This is a genomic window from Winogradskyella pulchriflava (assembly GCF_042434315.1).
Classification (GTDB): Bacteria; Bacteroidota; Bacteroidia; order Flavobacteriales; family Flavobacteriaceae; genus Winogradskyella; species Winogradskyella pulchriflava.
Map to the genome: position 1 here is coordinate 139,247 of NZ_JBHLTQ010000004.1, position 15,353 is coordinate 154,599.

Here is a 15,353-nt window from a genome sequence, read left to right on the forward strand (position 1 = left end):
ATTACATGTTAGCGTATAAATCTATTGTTTCACCTTCCGCCAGTTGTACAATTGCTTTTTTAACAGCATTTGTTTTACCATGTTGAATACCAGTTTTTGTAAACTTGGTCTTTCTATCTGGACGGACATTTATAGTACGAACTTTAGCTACAGAAACTCCATAAGCAGCTTCAACCGCTTTTTTGATTTCTACCTTGTTCGCCTTTGTATTCACTTCAAATGCATATGCATTTAACAACTCACTTTGCATGGTTGCCTTTTCTGTGATTATAGGTTTTATTAAGATACTCATCTGTTTCTATTTACTTAAATTCGATTCAATTCCTTCTAATGCACCTTCTAAAAGAATAACTTTATTAGCATTCATTATTTTATAAGTGCTTAATTCTGAAGTAGTTACAACTTCAGACCCTTTAAAATTGCGTGATGACAAATATACATTATTATTTGACCCACCCAACACAATAAGAGATTTTTTGTTTTCAACCTCTAAAGCCTTTAAAACATTGACAAAGTTTTTAGTTTTTGGAGTATCAAAATTGAAGTCCTCCATTACTAAAATTGACTTATCATTTGCCTTAATACTTAATGCAGATTTACGTGCTAATCGCTTTACGTTTTTATTTAATTTAAAACCGTAATTTCTTGGTCTAGGACCAAACATACGACCACCACCTTTAAATACACCAGACTTAATAGAACCTGCACGTGCAGTACCAGTTCCTTTTTGTTTTTTAATCTTACGTGTACTTCCAGCAATTTCTGCTCTTTCTTTAGCCTTATGCGTACCTTGTCTTTGATTTGCTAAGTATTGCTTAACATCTAAATAGACTGCATGATTATTAGGCTCTATAGCGAACACTTCTTTAGAAAGCTCAGCTTTTCTACCAGTGTCTTTTCCGTTTATATCTAAAACTGCTACCTTCATTACTTCTCAATAATTACATAAGAATTCTTGTGACCAGGAACACATCCTTTTACCACTAGTAAGTTCTTTTCTGGAACTACTTTGTAAACTCTTAAATTTTGAACTTTTACTGTATCACCACCCATTCTTCCGGCCATCTTCATTCCTTTGAATACTCTCGCAGGATAAGAAGCTGCACCAATAGAACCAGGAGCTCTTAAACGGTTGTGTTGACCATGCGTTGCTTGACCTACACCACCAAATCCATGGCGTTTTACAACACCTTGAAAACCTTTACCTTTAGAAGTACCTGCGATATCCACAAATTCTCCTTCTGTAAATTGCTCTACTGTGATTGCATCACCTAACTTGTACTCCTCACCAAAACCTTTGAATTCAACAACTTTGCGTTTTACAGAAGTACCCGCTTTTTTAGCATGACCTAAGTCTGCTTTAGTAGCGCTTTTTTCTGTCGCGTCATCGAAACCTAATTGAAGGGCAGAATAACCATCCACTTCTTCAGTTCTGACTTGGGTAACGATACATGGTCCAGCTTCGATTACTGTACATGGAATGTTCTTTCCATTTTCATCGAAAATGCTGGTCATACCGATTTTTTTTCCAATTAACCCAGACATATTTATTATTTATTAATTATTACTATTTGTTATTTAAAATTCAAGGCTGAAAAATACGTTTCAGCCTTGAATTGTATTTTTTACCGTCTTTCCCTCGCTCGCAGCTTAGGACATGTTCACTTCGACTTCGCTAAGCGACCGAAGTTTTATAATTACACTTTAATCTCAACTTCAACTCCACTTGGTAATTCAAGCTTCATTAAAGCATCAATTGTCTTAGAAGATGAAGAATAAATATCTAATAATCTCTTATAAGAGCTTAATTGAAATTGTTCTCTTGACTTCTTATTTACGTGTGGTGAACGTAACACAGTGAAAATCTTCTTGTGTGTTGGTAATGGAATTGGACCCGTTACTACAGCACCTGTACTTTTTACTGTTTTTACAATCTTATCAGCAGATTTGTCTACTAAATTGTGATCGTAAGACTTTAATTTTATTCTGATTTTTTGACTCATTTTCTTAAGATTTACGATTCAACGCCTTTAGCAGCTTTTATTACTTCTTCTGATATGTTAGAAGGTGTTTCTGCATAGTGTGAGAATTCCATTGTTGATGTTGCTCTACCTGAAGATAAAGTTCTTAAAGTAGTTACATAACCAAACATTTCAGATAATGGAACAGTAGCTTTTACAGTTTTTGCACCAGCTCTATCTCCCATGTCACTTACTTGACCTCTTCTTCTATTTAAATCACCAACAATATCACCCATGTTTTCTTCTGGTGTAATTACTTCCAATTTCATAATTGGCTCCATAATTACCGCTTTAGCAGCTTTAGCAGAATTTTTGAATCCTAACTTAGCAGCTAATTCGAAAGAAAGTTGATCTGAATCCACATCGTGGTAAGACCCATCAGTTAAAGTAACTTTCATAGCATCTACCTCATATCCTGCAAGAGGACCGTTTTGCATTGCCATTCTAAATCCTTTTTCAATTGAAGGGATAAATTCCTTAGGAACGTTACCACCTTTAATTTCAGAAACGAATTCTAAACCTACTTTACCTTCTTCTGCTGGCTCAAGTGTAAATACAATGTCTGCGAATTTACCACGTCCACCAGATTGTTTCTTATAAACCTCTCTGTGTTCTGCACGTTGCGTAATAGCTTCTTTGTATTCTACCTGTGGTTGACCTTGGTTAACCTCAACTTTGAACTCACGCTTTAAACGATCAACAATAATATCTAAGTGAAGCTCGCCCATACCAGAAATAATAGTCTGACCTGAAGCTTCATCTGTTCTAACAGTAAATGTTGGATCTTCTTCAGCTAACTTACCTAAAGCCATACCTAATTTATCAACGTCAGCTTTAGTCTTAGGTTCAACCGCGATACCAATTACTGGATCTGGGAAGTCCATAGATTCTAAAACGATAGGATGTTTTTCATCAGACATAGTATCACCAGTCTTAATGTCTTTAAATCCTACAGCAGCTCCAATATCACCAGCCTCGATAAAATCGATAGCGTTTTGTTTATTAGAATGCATTTGATAAATACGAGAGATACGCTCTTTCTTACCTGAACGGTTGTTCAAGATATAAGAACCAGCATCCAAACGACCAGAATACGCTCTAAAGAAAGCTAAACGACCTACGAATGGATCTGTAGCAATCTTAAATGCTAATGCAGCAAAAGGCTCCTTTACATCTGGCTTACGAATTTCTTCTTTCTCAGTATCTGGATTAACACCTACAATACCTTCCTTATCCACTGGAGAAGGCAAGTAACGACAAACAGCATCTAGTAAGAACTGTACACCTTTGTTTTTGAAGGCTGACCCACAAATCATTGGAATAATAGACATATCCATTACAGCAGCTCTAAGTGCAGCGTGCACTTCATCTTCTGTGATAGAGTCTTCATCCTCCATATATTTTTCTAACAGATTCTCATCATAAGCAGCAACCTCTTCAATAAGTTTACCTCTTAATTCCGCAGCTTCTGCCTTTAATTCTTCAGGAATATCAATAACATCAAAAGTAGACCCTTGAGTTTCATCGTGCCAAACAATAGCACGGTTTTTCACTAAGTCAACGATACCTTTAAAATCGATTTCGTCACCAATATTCATTACAATTGGCACAGCGTTAGACCCTAACATGTCCTTAACTTGTTGACAAACTGCCATAAAGTTAGAACCTTGACGGTCCATCTTGTTTACGAAACCAATTCTAGGAACTTTATAGTTATCAGCTAATCTCCAGTTAGTTTCAGATTGTGGCTCAACACCATCAACTGCACTAAATAAGAATACTAAACCATCCAATACACGTAATGAACGGTTAACCTCAACCGTAAAGTCAACGTGACCAGGAGTATCGATAATATTAAAGTGGTATCCTTTTGTTTCATCCGTTGGCTGACCGTTTTCTAATGGAAAATTCCATGTACAAGTTGTAGCAGCAGAAGTAATTGTAATACCTCTTTCCTGCTCTTGTTCCATCCAGTCCATAGTAGCCGCACCATCATGTACTTCACCTATTTTGTGAGATACACCTGTATAATAAAGGATACGCTCTGTCGTAGTTGTTTTACCTGCATCAATATGTGCAGCAATACCTATATTTCTTGTATATTTTAAATCTCTTTGTGCCATTCTAATTAAAATCTAAAGTGTGAGAATGCTTTGTTTGCTTCAGCCATTTTATGAGTATCAACTCTTTTCTTAACAGCTGCACCTTCTTCTTTAGCAGCAGCTAATACTTCTGCAGCTAAACGTTGTGCCATAGATTTTTCGTTTCTTTTACGTGCGTAGCCAATTAACCACTTCATCGCTGTAGAAACTTTACGGTCTGGACGAATTTGCATTGGTATTTGAAATGTAGCACCACCAACACGACGACTACGTACTTCTACGTGAGGCATCACATTAGATAAAGCTTCTTTCCAAATTTCTAAAGCTGTTTTTTCGTCATCATTCTTTTTCTCCTCAACAATATCAATTGCATCGTAGAATACTTTAAAAGCCACAGACTTCTTACCATCCCACATCATCATGTTAACAAAACGTGTTACTAACTGATCGTTAAATCTTGGATCTGGTAAAAGCGGTCTCTTTTTTGCTGCTCTTTTTCTCATGTCTTCTTCTTAAAGTTTTAAATTACTTTTTAGGGCGTTTTGCACCATACTTAGATCTACGTTGCGTGCGACCAGCAACACCTGCTGTATCTAATGCACCACGAACGATGTGATATCTAACACCTGGCAAATCTTTTACCCTTCCACCTCTAACCAATACTATCGAGTGCTCTTGTAGGTTGTGACCTTCTCCACCGATGTATGCATTTACTTCGTTTCCGTTTGTTAAACGAACCCTTGCTACCTTACGCATTGCTGAGTTAGGTTTTTTAGGTGTCGTTGTATAAACACGAGTACATACACCACGTCTTTGAGGACACGAATCTAAAGCAGCCGATTTACTCTTCTTGGTTATTTTGGCTCTTCCTTTTCGTACTAATTGTGAAATTGTTGGCATATATTTCTATATAAAATTTTATTAACCCTCACTTTTGAGGGCTGCAAAGGTAGAAATATATATTTATAATTCAAACACTTGGGAATTTATTTTTTAAAGAAATATTACAATTCATTTTATACATATATATAATGGTCTATTTTTACGTTAATAAAAAAGAATCAAGACGATTATATCCAAGAATCAAGACTTACCAATAAATGTTTAAATTCCGTTGTTTCATTTTCATAGTTTTAGCATTGATTTATACAAATCAAACTAGTGCTCAGATATTGAATCTTGAAGTAATTGGCGAAAACGAAAATAAAACCGCTGCTATTGATTCTGTTGGATACGAAACCACCTTTGATAATTATCTAAATCTTGAAACAGAGCTAAACACCCTAAAAGCCAAGCTAACAAGATTGGGTTATATTGATACTACTCTAGACAGTATAACCAAACATAACGACACACTCTTTAGAGCACAACTTTTTTTAGGCACTAAAATCAATAGAATACAAATTAATTACGATTCTAACTTTAATACGGAATTATTAAATTTTATCAATCACACCAAAGGAAATGATTTTTTTGAATTAGATATATCTCAGCTTGAAGCTTCATTAAATGAACTAAACTCTAAGATTGCTGAACAAGGCGATCCATTTTCTACATTACAATTAATTAATCTAACTAAGTTAAACTCTAATTTAATTTTAGCTGATTTAAAAATTGTAACAAATCAAAAAAGGCAAATCGATAAGATTATTGTGAAGGGTTATGAAAAATTCCCTCAATCTTATATTAAAAGGTTTTTGAAATTAAAACCTGGAAAATCCTTTAACTTAAATGCTATTAAAGAAAAGGTTGAATTATTAGAAGATTTACGCTTTGCTAGCAATATTCGAGATCCAGAAGTGTTATTTACTCAAGATTCCACTACTCTATATTTATATATAGAAAAAGTACGTACAAATAATTTTGATGGTTTCTTAGGCTTTGGCACAAATGAAAACACCAATAAAATTGAATTTGATGGCTATTTAGACTTAAGACTCATCAATAATTTAAATTATGGGGAAACCCTTAACTTATTCTATAAAAGTGATGAAATTGATCAACAAACTTTTAGAGTCGATGCTAACTTACCCTATTTATTTGCATCACCAGTAGGTTTGCAGTTAGGACTTAATATTTTTAGAAAAGATTCTACATTTTTAAATGCAAAACAATATGCTAAAATCAATTACCAAATAAACGCACAGCATAGTGTAGGCGCCGGAATTTCTTCAACCAATTCTACAAACCTGTTAGATAATGACACAGCTACCCTAAATGATTACAAGTCTAACTACTACACCTTAAATTATAATTATACAAAACCTCAATTTTATGACCCTTTGTTCCCAATAAACTTTTGGTTTGAATTGTCATCTGGCTTGGGAAATAGAGAAAATGATTTTGGCAAAGAGAGCCAAACTATTTTTAATTTAGATACATACAAAATTTTCAATCTTAATATTAAAAATAGCTTTTATACCAGATTTAACGGAGCCATCCTAACATCAGACAATTACCTTGACAACGAACTCTTTCGGTTTGGTGGCATAAATTCAATTCGAGGGTTTGAAGAAAACAGTTTAGTGGCCAATCTTTATGGAGTTATTAATACCGAATATCGTTATCGACTGAGCAGCAGCATCTATGTACATTCGGTTTTTGATGCTGCCTATTTTGAAAATCAAATTACCAATGCTAAAGAAAAACTTTTTGGTTTTGGGTTTGGATTGGGATTGCTTACTAATGCAGGTCTATTCCGCTTAAACTACTCAAGTGGAAAATCTGAAAATCGACAATTTAAGCTGTCAGATTCTAAGGTTCATGTAAGTTTAACAGCTACTTTTTAGTATAAGGCAATTAATACGGTAACTTTGTAAAGCTATGAAAAGAATACCGTTATGATTAAAAATTTACTTTTTACACTATTACTTGCATTTAACTTTACTTTTTCTCAGAATACAATTGGAACAACTCAAATTTCTGAAGGAGTCTACGAAGGCTACACGCTATTTACAGTTTCCACAGAAACTTATTTAATTAATAATTGTGGAGAAGTCATCAACCAATGGACTAGTAATTTTCCTCCAGGCAATGCCGTTTACCTATTAGAAAATGGAAGTTTATTACGTGCTGGCAGAACAGCAAGCAGTGATATTACATTTGGAGGTCAAGGTGGTGTAATAGAGATTTTTAATTGGAATGGCAATCTAACTTGGCAATATTTTTATGATACACCGACAATGAGGCAACACCATGATATTTATCCCATGCCAAATGGAAATGTACTCATACTTGCTGCTACAATTGTAACCAATGCTGAAGCTATAGAACTTGGACGAAACCCAGACCTATTATCAGAAACTGACCTATACAATGAACAGATTGTTGAAGTAACTCCTGATGGGTTTAATAATGCTACGGTTGTTTGGGAATGGAATATAATTGACCATGTAGTGCAAGATTTCGATGCTACGAAAAGTAATTTTCAAGATGTGAGTTTAAACCCAGGTAAATTGGATATTAATTTTTTAAATGGAGGCTCAGGCAGTTCAAACTGGCTTCATTTCAATTCCATTAACTTTAATCCTGTTTTAAATCAAATTGTAATAAGTTCAAGAAACTTAAGCGAGATTTATATCATAGATCATTCCACAACAACTGCAGAAGCAGCCACAAGTTCTGGTGGTTTATATGGAAAAGGTGGTGACTTTTTGTACCGTTGGGGAAATCCTCAAGCTTACAAACAAGGTACTGAATCTGACCGAAAACTTTACGGACAACACTACGCCTATGTTATAGAACCTGGTTTAGCAGATGAAAATAAGATAATGCTTTTCAATAATGGCAATGGAAGGAGTCCTTTATTTTCTGAAGTTTATGTATTAAATCCAGAGACTGATAGCCGTGGAGTCTATTCATATACTCCAGATTCGGCATACGGACCTTTAAACCCAGATTACATTTACTCCAACCCTGTTAATCCAACTAATTTTTTCTCAGGAATCTTAAGTAGTGCGCAACGTTTACCAAATGGAAATACTTTAATTTGTGAAGGTATTAATGGTAGAATTTTTGAAATCACGCCAAGTGAAAGTATAGTTTGGGAATATATTAACCCTATCAATTCTAACAATGGAAATATTAAAATTCAAGGAGACGACCCATCTAATTTTGCCAATACCACATTTAGAGGTATAAAGTATGGTACAAATTATGCTGCCTTCAATGGTAAAGATGTTTCACCCGGAGAACCTATAGAGTTAAATCCAAACTTAACAGAATGTTATAACTTAAGTAATCCTGAATTTAAAAGAAACCAATTAATTGTTTATCCAAACCCTACAAAAAATACAGTTAGAATACGTACTGATAAAATCATAGATAAAATTGAAGTCTATAATATTTTGGGAAGTAAAGTTGGACAATCAAATACTAAGGTTGTAGATTTATCAACACAACTAGATGGCATTTACTTTCTGAGAATTTACTCTAATTCAAATACAATTAGCAAAAAAGTAATTAAAAGGTAACTACTATTCAAATATTTTATTTTCATTGAAACCTTTAAGAAAGAAGCTCCAATTTCATTACCACATATAAATATTTTTTCAGTAAAAATATCCAAACAAAATACACGTTCAAACTTTACAATCCCATATTCCACAATAACTTATTCATAATTTATTAAGTGTTTTACTTTGCTTTAAGCGAAATTTTAACACTTTCTATTTAAATTTATCATTAAATTTAACAATGCATTAACAAATAAATGCATTAAAGACTAACTTAAAATCAATAAAGTATGAAAACAAAGTTCAAGGTGTTTTTAACACTTTTTTTAGCATTAATTGTGCAATTTACATTTGCACAACAAAAAACAATATCGGGTGTTGTATCTGATAATTCAGGCCTTCCACTTCCTGGCGTGAATATTATAATAAAAGGAACAACACAAGGTACACAAACTGACTTTGACGGTAAATTTTCCATTAATGCCAACGTGGGTCAAGTAATTGTGTTTAGCTATTTAGGGTTAAAAACTCAAGAAATTACAGTTGGCGATTCTAACACCATTAATATTGTAATGGAAGATGACACTGCAGCTTTAGATGAAGTCATAGTTGTAGCCTATGGAACAACTACTAAAGAAGCGTTTACGGGTTCAGCCAGCGTTGTCGGTTCTAAAGAACTTTTAAACAGAAATGTAACTTCAGCAATTGCCGCCATTGAGGGTAAAGCAACAGGAGTACAATTTACTTCTACAAATGGACAACCAGGCTCGTCACCAAGCATCGTAATTAGAGGTGTTGGTACACTCAATGGTAGTTCTGATCCACTCTTTATTGTTGACGGTGTTCAGTATGAAGGTTCATTAAATACTATAAACCAAGAAGACATTGCCTCCTTCACTATACTTAAAGATGCAGCATCTACATCTCTTTATGGATCGCGTGCTGCAAATGGAGTAGTTATAATTACAACTAAAAGTGGAGAAAAAGGCGCCATTAAGGTAAATGCCTCTACACAATCAGGTTTTGTAACAAGAGGAATACCTGCATATGACACAGTGTCTCCTGGTGAATATTATGAAATCATGTGGGAAGCACTTAGAAATACATCTGCCGCAGGTGGTGATCCAGCATATGCATCTGCTAATATTTACAGTCAATTAGGGTATAATCCTTTTAATGTACCTAACGACCAAATCGTTGGTGTTGATGGCAGATTGAATCCGAATGCTCAGGTAGTCTATAAAACATTAGATTGGTTTGATTTTATGGAGCAAACTGGTTATAGACAAAATTTCAATATCAATGTCTCTGGAGGTGGTGATAATCACAAAATATTCTTTTCTGCTTCATACTTAGATGAAGAGGGTTATGTTGTTACTTCAGATTTTAATCGTTTAACCTCTCGTTTAAATGCAGATTTTGATGTAAGTAAAAGTATTAAGATTGGAGGTAGCGCAAACATTACACTAACCGAAGCAAGAGGCCCTAGTTCTGCAGGTACTACAAGTGTTGTTAATCCGTTTGGCTTTGCACAAGCAATGGGACCAATATATCCTGTATACGTTAATGATCAGCAAGGAAACCTTGTTAGAGATGCTTTTGGCAATCCAATTTTTGATAATGGTGAGGGCTATTCAGAATATAACATCGGTACCAGACCTCGTAATCAAGGACGTCATGCACTGCAAGAACTTCTTCTTAATAAAGAAAGTGATTTAGACAATACCTATGGATTTAGATTTTATACTGATATAAAAATTATAGAAGGTCTTAACTTACGAGTAACTTACGGAAGAGATATTAATGAAGGGCTGGAAAAAGAATATGAGAACGCCATTATTGGTGATGCTCAGCCTGATGGAAGGTTTAGTGAAACCCGTTTTAGAAGACAGGTTGAAAACTTTAACCAAATCTTGACTTACACGAATAGTTTTGGAAACCACAACGTAGATGTTACCTTAGGACATGAAAGTTTTGACAGAAACTACTCTGATTTTGATGCTTTGGGGACTATTGAGACTGTTGCTGGTCTAGACGTATTTGACAACTTCTCAAATCCTGTGTCTCTTGGAGGTATCATTACAGACAAGCGAATTGAAAGTTATTTTTCTAGGTTGAATTATAATTTTGACAACAAGTATTACTTGAGCGGTTCTGTTAGACGAGATGGTACTTCTGTTTTTAGTTCAGATTCAAGATGGGGTACGTTTTATTCTGTTGGTGCTGCGTGGAACATAGACAAAGAGAGTTTTATGGATAATGTATCTTTTGTAAATCGTTTAAAACTTAGAGGATCTTGGGGTGAAGTAGGAAATGACAATTTATTTGATTTCTATTTATATCAAGCAAGATTTGGAATTACTTCAAACGCAACCGCTCCAGCATATATTTTGTCAGACTTAGGTAACGACAATTTAGTTTGGGAGACCATTGAAAATTTTGATGTAGCACTAGAGTTTAGCCTATTCAACAACATACTTGATGGTTCTATAGAATATTATAAAAGAAACTCAACTGATTTATTATACGATTTACCAATTGCACCAAGTGTAGGTATTAATGTTCAGCCAAATAATATAGGTGACATGTATAACTCAGGATGGGAAATTAGTTTAACAACTCATATTTTTAACACCAATGATTTTAAATGGGATCTTACATTACAAGCATCCACACTCAAAAATGAAATCACGTTTATTCCAGAACCATTTATAAATGGCTCTAAGCGTTGGGAAGAAGGTCGTTCTCGTTTTGATTTCTTCCTATACAGAACTGCTGGAGTTGATCCTGATACAGGAGATCAACTATATTATGTTTACGAGGATAATGACAACGGTGATAGCGTACCAGTTTTAGATGGTGACGGTAACCATGAAACGACTAATGACTGGCAAGACACACAACGTGCTTACACAGGAGACTCTTCAATACCTGACTTACTGGGCTCTATTTCCAATAGTATTAGTTACAAGGGTTTTTCATTAGACTTTTTAATTACTTATGGAGTAGGAGGAAAAATTTTAGACAATGCTTATGCTAGCATGATGGTTAGCAGTAGCTATGGTCGTTCGCAGCATCCTGACATCCTAGATGCATGGAGAGAACCAGGAGATATTACTGACGTTCCTAGACTTGAAATAGGCGATCAAACTTTAGTGCAAACACAATCAGATAGGTTTTTAACTGATGCGTCATTTTGGTCTTTAAGAAACATTAGTTTGGGTTACTCATTTAACGAAAAAATTACAGAACCATTAGGTTTGGACAATTTAAGAATTTCAATAACTGGAGAGAATTTGTATTTAAAAACTAAAAGAAAAGGGCTTGATCCGCAATACAATATAGCTGGAACACCTTCTGGTAACGATTTTAACCCAGCCAGAATTTTTTCATTTGGTCTTAATGTTGGATTTTAAAAAAATAAATTATGAAAATTAGAATAAAAACTTTGTCATTAGCATTACTCATTTTTGCGATGACATCTTGTAAAGAAGATTTTTTAGAAACAGTCCCTACAGACTCTGTAACACCTGCTGTGGCTTTAGCAGATGAGGCTAGTATGCAAAATGTACTAAATGGAATTCACCGCGGACTCTATTCACAATCTCAAACCATTTTACCTGGAGGAGATTCAGCAAGAGCAGGTGATCACTATTGGGTACCTATGGGAGATGCGATAGCGGGCGGATTAATCCATTCAGCAGACGCAAATAATTTAGGTTGGAGAGATACCATGCAATGGAATGACCATACCTTGGAAACTTCATTAACAAACGAAATATTATGGTATCATCGCTATAATATCATTCTACATGCAAACCTAATTATTGACAGAATTAATCAAGGTGATTTAACAGAAACACCAAACTTACTTGCTATTAAAGGTCAAGCCTATACTTATAGAGCATGGGCATTGTTATCATTGGTTCAACACTATAGCAAAGGCTATTTGATAGGTAATCCATCTACAGACCCAGGTGTTCCAGTAAATTTAAATGCACAATCTACTGGCCCAAGAGGTACCGTTCAAGATGTATATGACCAAATAGGTTTAGATGTAAATGCAGCTATAGCCGCTTTTCAAAATGCAGCACCAAGACCAACTGGAGGTCCAGAAACTAAGTCTCAATTAAATATTAATGTGGCTTATGGTGTTAAAGCACGTTGGGCACTATCTATGGGTGATTGGCAAACTGCGGCTACTGCGGCTGTTGCTGCCCGACAAGGTTTTCCATTAATGAATGAAGCAGATTGGAAATCTGGGTTTAACACCAACGATTTACCTGAAGTAATTTGGGGTAGCAATGTAATTTCAACAGAAACTACTTTTTTTCGTTCTTACTTCTACCTAATGTGTAATACATTCAATGGAAGTCAAAATAGAAGTAACCCAAAAATTGCAGATAGAAGATTGGTTGACGCCATTCCTGATACCGATTATAGAAAGGATGTATTTTTAATAGATGCTCCAAACACTAATGCATCAGCATCAAATGGTGAAGGTGGCTGGGACAATAACACTAATCCATTATACACTACTGAGGAAGAATTTGATGCTGCAGAAGCTGCTATAAAGAGTCAGTATGGTATGACATCAGGCCATAACACGCATCCATATATGCATGTAAAAATGTTACAAAAAAATCCTGGCACTACAGATCCAGATGACATTATATATATGCGTTCTTCTGAAATGTATTTAATTGAAGCTGAGGCTAAAGCCATGATGAATGATATACCTGGAGCTCAAGCTGCTCTAGCACCTCTAGGAAACGAACGTGATAGTGCATATGATGTTACTATTTTCAATAGCCAAGCAGCATTAATGGATCATATTAAGTTTCAACGTGGTGTAGAATTATGGGGAGAAGGCTTTGGATATACAGATAAAATTCGTTGGGATGAAGGAATTGATCATGGTGCTGATGGTGGTTCTGGCGCAGCAGCAGTATTATACCAAGATGCTTTTGTTGTAGAAAGACCATCTGTTAATGACGATTGGATTTTTAAGATTCCTCAGGCTGAAATTAATGCCAACCCAAATATAGGTCCAGGTGACCAAAATTAATTTGTATTTATTTAGTAGTTAGTCTACTGCTACTTTTATGTAATCTCCAATGATAGTAACTATCATTGGAGATTCTTTTTTTTATAATAAACATATAATTTCAATTAGTAATAAATATCACTAGGTGTAGATTTCTTTATTTATCTTTGCCAGATGAAAAACGAAACAACCATTTTTGGTATTAGAGCTATAATTGAAGCGATTAAATCTGGCAAGACTATTGATAAAGTTTTTATGCAAAAAGGTCTTAAGGGCGAGCTTTTTCAAGAGTTAGAACACTTATTAAGGTCTGAAAGTATAAACTCGTCTTACGTCCCTATAGAAAAGCTAAATCGACTAACAAGAGGTAACCACCAAGGTGCTGTAGCTCAAATTTCGCCAATAGAATTTCATAATATTGATGATTTAGTAATGCAAGTTATTGAGTCTGGAAAAACACCACTCTTTTTACTTTTAGACCAACTGAGTGATGTTAGGAATTTTGGAGCTATTGTACGTACTGCAGAATGTACTGGAGTTACCGGAATTATAATCCAGAAAAAAGGTGGTGCTCCTATTAATGGAGATACTATTAAGACAAGTGCCGGAGCTATTTTTAAAATTCCAATTTGCAAAGTTGATCACATCAAGGATGCCGTTTTTCATATGCAATCTTCTGGAATAAAAGTTATAGCAGCTACCGAAAAAGCTGATGACTATATCTATGATGTATCTTTTAAAGAACCTTGTGCTATTATTATGGGTTCTGAAGGCAAAGGCATTAATCCTTCGGTTTTAAAAGTAGTGGACGCTCAGGCTAAACTTCCTATTTTAGGAGAGATAGAATCACTTAATGTTTCTGTGGCTTGTGGTGCATTTTTGTATGAAGCCGTGAGACAGCGCAGTTAAGCCCTTTGTCCTACGGACATTTCCCCAAAGGGGAAAATACCAACCAAATTACTTTTTCTTTTTCTTGAAGATATATTTTATTTCCAAAGTCTTGTCCATTTCGGCTTCGCCTTCGAGTTCGTCTTCAGGTAAAACTTCTATAAAGTTTCCATTCTCATCAAAATGACGCATAAAAGGGTCATCATCTTCATTATAGTCTGGTTGTTCCCATTTATAACGCTCCGGTTTTGCAACTTGTTTTCTAAAAATTAAAGCAAAAACCAATCCTGTGATTAACCCACTTAAATGACCTTCCCACGACATGCCATCTTTTATCGGAAACACATACCAAATCATACTTCCATAAAGAAATATAACCATGAGCGATAAAGCTATAAGTCTATAATGCTTTGCAAAAATTCCTTTAAAAAATATAAAACTTACTAAAACGTAGATTAATCCACTTGCACCTATGTGGTTTCCATTGCTGGCAATTAACCAAGTTAAAAAACCTGATAAAAACACACCATATAATATAACTTTCCAAGCAATTTTTTTATAGAAATAAAATAATGCTAAAGACAGTACAAAGAGCGGTATAGAGTTGTTATACAAATGACTGATATCTCCATGCAAAAATGGACTTGTAAAAATCCCTAAAAGCCCTTCTAACTTTTGCGGTCTAATACCAAAAGATTTTATCCCATAATCCACACGTACTTGGTACCAAAACACCAACCACACCAAAAACAAAATTAGTATTGGATATAGAACAACACTTGTAGAGTATTTAAATTGTTGAGATGACATCTGCATATTTTAGAACTACCTCTTCAAATTT

Annotated in this window: 13 protein-coding genes; 5 read left to right on the top strand and 8 right to left on the bottom strand. The window is 34.8% G+C overall.

Annotated elements, in window-relative coordinates; all coding sequences use genetic code 11:
- Position 1: 1 nt before the first annotated feature.
- From rplW to rpsL, 7 genes are all read right to left on the bottom strand, one after another.
- On the bottom strand, positions 2 to 292 hold the full coding sequence (gene rplW, locus ACFFGA_RS09060) for a 50S ribosomal protein L23 (RefSeq protein ID WP_386062781.1): 291 nt from the start codon (positions 290 to 292) through the stop codon (positions 2 to 4).
- Positions 293 to 298: 6 nt separating this feature from the next.
- Complete coding sequence (gene rplD / locus ACFFGA_RS09065) at positions 299 to 928, bottom strand: 50S ribosomal protein L4 (protein WP_386062784.1); 630 nt, start codon at positions 926 to 928, stop codon at positions 299 to 301.
- Complete coding sequence (rplC, locus tag ACFFGA_RS09070) at positions 928 to 1,545, bottom strand: 50S ribosomal protein L3 (protein ID WP_386062786.1); 618 nt, start codon at positions 1,543 to 1,545, stop codon at positions 928 to 930. Before rplC ends, rplD begins: the two co-directional genes overlap by 1 nt.
- 152 nt (positions 1,546 to 1,697) lie before the next feature.
- The gene (rpsJ, locus tag ACFFGA_RS09075; RefSeq protein ID WP_007650482.1) at positions 1,698 to 2,003 is read right to left on the bottom strand and encodes a 30S ribosomal protein S10; all 306 of its coding nucleotides are present in this window, start codon (positions 2,001 to 2,003) and stop codon (positions 1,698 to 1,700) included.
- 11 nt (positions 2,004 to 2,014) lie between these two features.
- Positions 2,015 to 4,144 carry an elongation factor G gene (gene fusA, locus ACFFGA_RS09080; protein ID WP_386062791.1) on the bottom strand — a complete coding sequence of 710 codons (2,130 nt, stop codon included), beginning with the start codon at positions 4,142 to 4,144 and terminating at the stop codon, positions 2,015 to 2,017.
- Between the two features lie 5 nt (positions 4,145 to 4,149).
- Positions 4,150 to 4,626, bottom strand: a complete 477-nt coding sequence (gene rpsG, locus ACFFGA_RS09085; RefSeq protein ID WP_281141519.1) for a 30S ribosomal protein S7 — start codon at positions 4,624 to 4,626, stop codon at positions 4,150 to 4,152.
- A gap of 22 nt (positions 4,627 to 4,648) precedes the next feature.
- A complete protein-coding gene (gene rpsL / locus ACFFGA_RS09090; protein ID WP_008269190.1) occupies positions 4,649 to 5,023 on the bottom strand; it encodes a 30S ribosomal protein S12 in 375 nt (124 codons plus the stop codon).
- Between the two features lie 200 nt (positions 5,024 to 5,223).
- Between rpsL and ACFFGA_RS09095 the strand changes: the two genes are divergently transcribed.
- From ACFFGA_RS09095 to rlmB, 5 genes are all read left to right on the top strand, one after another.
- Positions 5,224 to 6,912 carry a POTRA domain-containing protein gene (locus ACFFGA_RS09095; RefSeq protein WP_386062795.1) on the top strand — a complete coding sequence of 563 codons (1,689 nt, stop codon included), beginning with the start codon at positions 5,224 to 5,226 and terminating at the stop codon, positions 6,910 to 6,912.
- 51 nt (positions 6,913 to 6,963) lie between these two features.
- The gene (locus tag ACFFGA_RS09100; RefSeq protein ID WP_386062797.1) at positions 6,964 to 8,595 is read left to right on the top strand and encodes an aryl-sulfate sulfotransferase; all 1,632 of its coding nucleotides are present in this window, start codon (positions 6,964 to 6,966) and stop codon (positions 8,593 to 8,595) included.
- A 272-nt stretch (positions 8,596 to 8,867) separates the two neighbouring features.
- Positions 8,868 to 11,993 (top strand): SusC/RagA family TonB-linked outer membrane protein, encoded by a 3,126-nt coding sequence (locus tag ACFFGA_RS09105; RefSeq protein ID WP_386062800.1) that lies wholly within the window; start codon positions 8,868 to 8,870, stop codon positions 11,991 to 11,993.
- Positions 11,994 to 12,004: 11 nt separating this feature from the next.
- Positions 12,005 to 13,645 (top strand): RagB/SusD family nutrient uptake outer membrane protein, encoded by a 1,641-nt coding sequence (locus ACFFGA_RS09110; protein ID WP_386062802.1) that lies wholly within the window; start codon positions 12,005 to 12,007, stop codon positions 13,643 to 13,645.
- Positions 13,646 to 13,798: 153 nt separating this feature from the next.
- On the top strand, positions 13,799 to 14,533 hold the full coding sequence (rlmB, locus tag ACFFGA_RS09115) for a 23S rRNA (guanosine(2251)-2'-O)-methyltransferase RlmB (protein WP_386062805.1): 735 nt from the start codon (positions 13,799 to 13,801) through the stop codon (positions 14,531 to 14,533).
- 48 nt (positions 14,534 to 14,581) lie between these two features.
- On the opposite strand, the gene ACFFGA_RS09120 is transcribed toward rlmB, so the two are convergent.
- Entirely contained in the window at positions 14,582 to 15,322 is a 741-nt protein-coding gene (locus ACFFGA_RS09120) for a rhomboid family intramembrane serine protease (protein WP_386062808.1), read from the bottom strand.
- Between the last annotated feature and the right edge of the window lie 31 nt (positions 15,323 to 15,353).

Excerpts from the sequence above, each read along its gene's own strand:
- rpsL (WP_008269190.1), bottom strand. The coding sequence starts at position 5,023 with ATGCCAACAATTTCACAATTAGTACGAAAAGGAAGAGCCAAAATAACC.
- rplW (WP_386062781.1), bottom strand. The coding sequence starts at position 292 with ATGAGTATCTTAATAAAACCTATAATCACAGAAAAGGCAACCATGCAA.
- rpsJ (WP_007650482.1), bottom strand. The coding sequence starts at position 2,003 with ATGAGTCAAAAAATCAGAATAAAATTAAAGTCTTACGATCACAATTTA.
- rpsG (WP_281141519.1), bottom strand. The coding sequence starts at position 4,626 with ATGAGAAAAAGAGCAGCAAAAAAGAGACCGCTTTTACCAGATCCAAGA.
- ACFFGA_RS09095 (WP_386062795.1), top strand. The coding sequence starts at position 5,224 with ATGTTTAAATTCCGTTGTTTCATTTTCATAGTTTTAGCATTGATTTAT.
- rplC (WP_386062786.1), bottom strand. The coding sequence starts at position 1,545 with ATGTCTGGGTTAATTGGAAAAAAAATCGGTATGACCAGCATTTTCGAT.
- rlmB (WP_386062805.1), top strand. The coding sequence starts at position 13,799 with ATGAAAAACGAAACAACCATTTTTGGTATTAGAGCTATAATTGAAGCG.
- ACFFGA_RS09110 (WP_386062802.1), top strand. The coding sequence starts at position 12,005 with ATGAAAATTAGAATAAAAACTTTGTCATTAGCATTACTCATTTTTGCG.
- fusA (WP_386062791.1), bottom strand. The coding sequence starts at position 4,144 with ATGGCACAAAGAGATTTAAAATATACAAGAAATATAGGTATTGCTGCA.
- ACFFGA_RS09120 (WP_386062808.1), bottom strand. The coding sequence starts at position 15,322 with ATGTCATCTCAACAATTTAAATACTCTACAAGTGTTGTTCTATATCCA.
- ACFFGA_RS09105 (WP_386062800.1), top strand. The coding sequence starts at position 8,868 with ATGAAAACAAAGTTCAAGGTGTTTTTAACACTTTTTTTAGCATTAATT.
- rplD (WP_386062784.1), bottom strand. The coding sequence starts at position 928 with ATGAAGGTAGCAGTTTTAGATATAAACGGAAAAGACACTGGTAGAAAA.
- ACFFGA_RS09100 (WP_386062797.1), top strand. The coding sequence starts at position 6,964 with ATGATTAAAAATTTACTTTTTACACTATTACTTGCATTTAACTTTACT.